Below are 4,032 nucleotides of genomic sequence, written 5' to 3'. Positions count from 1 at the left end.
CCCACACCAGCAGCAGCACGGCGCAGATGCCGAACAGCGCCTGCAGCACCACGTCGCGGCGCCGACCGAAGCGCTCCATGCGCTCCTGCACGTCGCGCATCCGCAGCTCGCGCTCCTTATGGCGCGTGAGGTACTCCTCGCCGCGCCCGGCGAACACCCAGTCGGACACACCCAGCACGTTGTCGGCCAGCTCGGCGTACAGCTCGTTCTTCATCTGCTTGTGGCGCGCCTGGCGCGCGGCGTTCGCCAGCACCGACACCAGCGGCACGAGGAACACCGCCGTGCCCAGCACCAGCAGCATCGCCAGCGCGAGCCAGAGCGAGAACCAGCCCAGGCATGCCACCAGCACGACGAACAGCAGCCATGCCGTCACCGTGGGGAACACGGTGCGCAGGTACAGGTTCTGAATGTGCCCGATATCCTCGGCCAGAAGGCCCAGCACGTCGCCCGTGCGGTGCGTGGCGCGGAAGAACACGGCATCGCGCTCCAGCGCGCGGTACAGCTTCAACCGCAATCCGCTGGTCATGCGCAGCACCCAGTCGTGGCTGGTCAAGCGCTCGAGGTACTGCAGGATGGGCTTGCCCACGCCGAAGATGCGCACGAAGATGAGCGGCAGGTGCAGAAAGAGGATGGTCTCAACCACCGCCGAAGCGCTGACCAGGTAGCCTGAGGTGAACATCAGCGCCGAGGCGAACCCGAACGTCAGCAGCCCCAGGAAAAGCGCCAACGCCAACGCCTTGCGGTAACGGAAGAAGAACGGCTTCACCCAGGCGTCGCGGCGCAGCACACTCGCGAACCCCTCCTCGCGCGGCACGGCGCCCTGCACGGCTTCGCCTTCCCTGCTCATAGCGCGCCTCCTTCCAACCGCGACGCCAAGCGCGCGTACGCGCCGTCGCGCGCGGCAAGCTCCCGAGGCGCGCCGAACTCGGCCACGCGCCCGTCCTCCATCACCAGCACGGCGTCCATGTCGTGCACCCAGTGCAGCCGGTGCGTGGCGAACACCACGAGACGGCCTTCCATGAGCGGCAGCATGCGCTCCTTCAGCTCCAGCTCGGTCTCGATGTCGAGGTGCGCCGTGGGCTCGTCGAACAGCAGGATGCGCCGCGAACGGTCCAAAAGCGCGCGGGCCAGCGCGATGCGCTGCGCCTGGCCGCCCGACAGCGCGCGGGCGCCCTCGCCCACCAGCGTGTCCAGCCCGTCCGGCAGCTCGGCCACGAGATCGCCCAGCCCCACGACCTCCACCGCGCACGCAACCTCATCGTCGTCGGCATCGGGACGGTAGAGCACGATGTTGTCGCGCAGCGTGGCGTGGAACAGGTACGGGTCCTGCGGGATGTAGAGCACCTGGCGCTGCCACGAAGGCTCGCGCAGGTCTGCCAGCTGCCGCCCCGAGGCGCGCACCGTGCCCGCGCTGGGAGCCGCGAAGCCGCCCAACAGGTTCACGAGCGTGCTCTTGCCCGAGCCGCTGGCCCCGATGACGCCGATGCGCGCGAAACCGCGCACGGCGAAGGACACGTCCGAAAGCGCCTCGTGCTCGGGATACGAGAAGCGCACGCCGTCCAGCTCGAGCGTCGCATCTTCGCTCCAGACGGGAACGTCGTGCGGCGCCGCGGCCTCGTCGCTTGCGACGTCCGGCGCGCCCTCCGCCGCCGACGCGATGATCCCCTGGATGGAGGCAAGCGCGTTCTTGCCGTCGAGCGAGGCGTGGTAGTCGCTGGCGAACTCGCGGATGGGCTTGAAGTACTCCGGCACCAGCACCAGCACGAACAGCGCCGGGAAGAAGGCGATCGAGCCGTCCCCGAGGCGAAATCCCAGCATGATGGCCACGGCCGCCAGCGACAGCGTGGAGATGAGGTCGAGCACGGAGCCCGACAGCGTGGCGATGCGCAGCGTCTTAACCGTTGCCTCGCGGAAGCGCTCGCTCACCTCGTAGATGAGCTGCCCGTGCCGCCTGCCGCGGCCGAAAAGCTTGAGCGTGTCGATGCCGCGCATCGAGTCGATGAAATGGTTCGACAGCCGCTGGTACTCCTCGTGCTGCAGCGACGCGGCCGCCTTCGCCGTCGCGCCGATCAGCTCCATGTAGAACACGATGACCGGGTACATGACCAGCATGATGGCGCCCGACACCCAATCCACCGGGAACACGCAGACCAGCACGATGAACGGCACCACGACCACGCACACGATCTTCGGCAGGATGAGGCGCAGGTACGTCTCCACCTGGTCGATGCCCTCCAACACCATCGCAGTGACGCTGCCGGTGCCCTGAGCTTGCACGATGCGCGCACCCTGGCCGAACACCGCCTGCAGAAGCTCGCGGCGCAGTGCGTCGATGCGTGCGTAGGCGTAGCGGTCGAGATAGGAATCCTGCGCGTAGCGCACCAGCTGGCCGCCTACGAAACAGAGGAAGAACAGGACGATGAGCGGAGCCTGGTCGGGCAGCGGCGCGCCTTCCCATAGATGCACGATGGCGCTTGCCAACGACCATGCCTGCCCCACCACGAGCAGCGCCCGGGCCACGGCAAGGGCCACCAGCGCCGCCAGCGCGCCGCGGATGCCCTCCAGCGCGAACAAAGCCCGATCGATCATACGCACGCCCCCTTGCGTCCACTTATGTTATAGCAATAGTAACATTTCCGTGATTCATAGGAAAGGGCAGTTCGCCTAAAGAAGCGCTCGCCCTCTATATCGCCCAAGCAAGCGCACGCCCGCCCGTTACCTAAGCGAGCGGTTGCTGCCTCCTGTCATCTTCGTGCGCGAACAAATGTTTCACGTGAAACATTTGTTCCTTTGTCGCAAGACATTGGGGACGAGCTTATTCCTCGAAGCCCCACATGCGCACCTCGGGCTCGAGATCCACGCCGGCGCTCGCCCGCACGCGCTCCTGCACATCGGCGATGAGGCGGCGCACGTCGGCCGCCGTGGCGCCGCCCGCGTTCACCACGAAACCGGTGTGCTTCTCGGACACTTGGGCACCGCCCACGCGGTACCCTCGTAACCCCGCCTCCTGCACCAGCTGCCCGACGAAGAACCCGGCAGGGCGCTTGAAGGTGCTTCCGGCGCTGGGCAGCTCGAGCGGCTGCTTCTCGGCGCGCCGGCGCGCGAGGTCGTCCATGCGCTCCCGGATGGCGCGCGGGTCGTCGGGAGCCAGGCGCAGCGTCGCTCCCAGCACCACGAAACCGGCCTCGCCCATCATCGAATGCCGATACGACCACTGCGCCCGCTCGGCGTCCACGTCCACCAGCTCGCCCTCCGGCGTGAGGCAGCGCACCGATTCGGCCACGTCCTTGAACTCGCCTCCGTAGGCGCCCGCGTTCATGACGGCCGCGCCGCCCACGGTGCCCGGGATGCCGCAGGCGAACTCGTATCCCGCAAGCCCCTCCTCGCATGCGCGCCGCGCCACGTCGGCGTTCGACGCGCCCGCCTCCACATGCATCCGCTCGCCGTCGACCTCCACCTGCGACAAGCTCTCGGCGATGCGCACGACGACGCAACGAAGCCCCTCGTCCGCCACCAGCACGTCGCTGCCAAGCCCCATCACACGCACCGCAACGCCCAGGCGGCGACATGCCGCCAATACGACACGCGCCTCGTCCGCCGTGCGAGGCTCCACGAGAACGTCGGCCGGACCTCCGATGCGAAACGTCGTGAGCTCCGCCATCGAAGCGTCGAAGCGAGCCGCCCCTTCGTCGAACAGCTCGGCCAGCGCGCCTTTCAGCAACACGCGATCCACTGTCTACATCCTTTCCTCGGCGCGGCTCCAAGCCGCGCTATGCGCCTCGCACCATGGTAACGCATAACGGCGCATGCAGCCCTGTCGCGCGCGCCTCGTCCCGACGGTTTCCCGGCGCGACGGCATGCCGAGCGCCATCGCCGAAGGAAAGAAGCGAGGCGTCAGGAAGCCAGCGACCACCCCGAAGCTTCGGTCTGCAGCTCCACCATGCGCCGGTACAGCCCTCCCTCGCGCGCCATGAGCTCGGCGGGCGCGCCCTGCTCGGCGACGCGGCCCTCTTTGAGTACCACGATCTTGTC

Annotated in this window: 3 protein-coding genes; all 3 read right to left on the bottom strand. The window is 68.0% G+C overall.

Going from position 1 to position 4,032, the window contains the following annotated elements; genetic code table 11:
* Nucleotides 1-847 (bottom strand): ABC transporter transmembrane domain-containing protein (locus ACMO6A_RS09225; protein ID WP_418471136.1); only part of this gene is annotated, 847 nt, incomplete at its 3' end.
* Nucleotides 844-2,589, bottom strand: a complete 1,746-nt coding sequence (cydD, locus tag ACMO6A_RS09220) for a thiol reductant ABC exporter subunit CydD (protein ID WP_114532509.1) — start codon at nucleotides 2,587-2,589, stop codon at nucleotides 844-846. The genes ACMO6A_RS09225 and cydD, both read right to left, overlap by 4 nt.
* A 226-nt stretch (nucleotides 2,590-2,815) precedes the next feature.
* Nucleotides 2,816-3,733: a UDP-N-acetylmuramate dehydrogenase gene (murB, locus tag ACMO6A_RS09215; protein ID WP_009608550.1), complete on the bottom strand. Its 918-nt coding sequence runs from the start codon at nucleotides 3,731-3,733 to the stop codon at nucleotides 2,816-2,818.
* Between the last annotated feature and the right edge of the window lie 299 nt (nucleotides 3,734-4,032).

Origin of the sequence: Eggerthella sp. (genome assembly GCF_048329335.1) — a bacterium.
Classification (GTDB): domain Bacteria; phylum Actinomycetota; class Coriobacteriia; order Coriobacteriales; family Eggerthellaceae; genus Eggerthella; species Eggerthella lenta.
The sequence above is the reverse complement of the archived record's forward strand: the minus strand, read 5'-3'. Positions and strand labels throughout refer to the sequence as shown.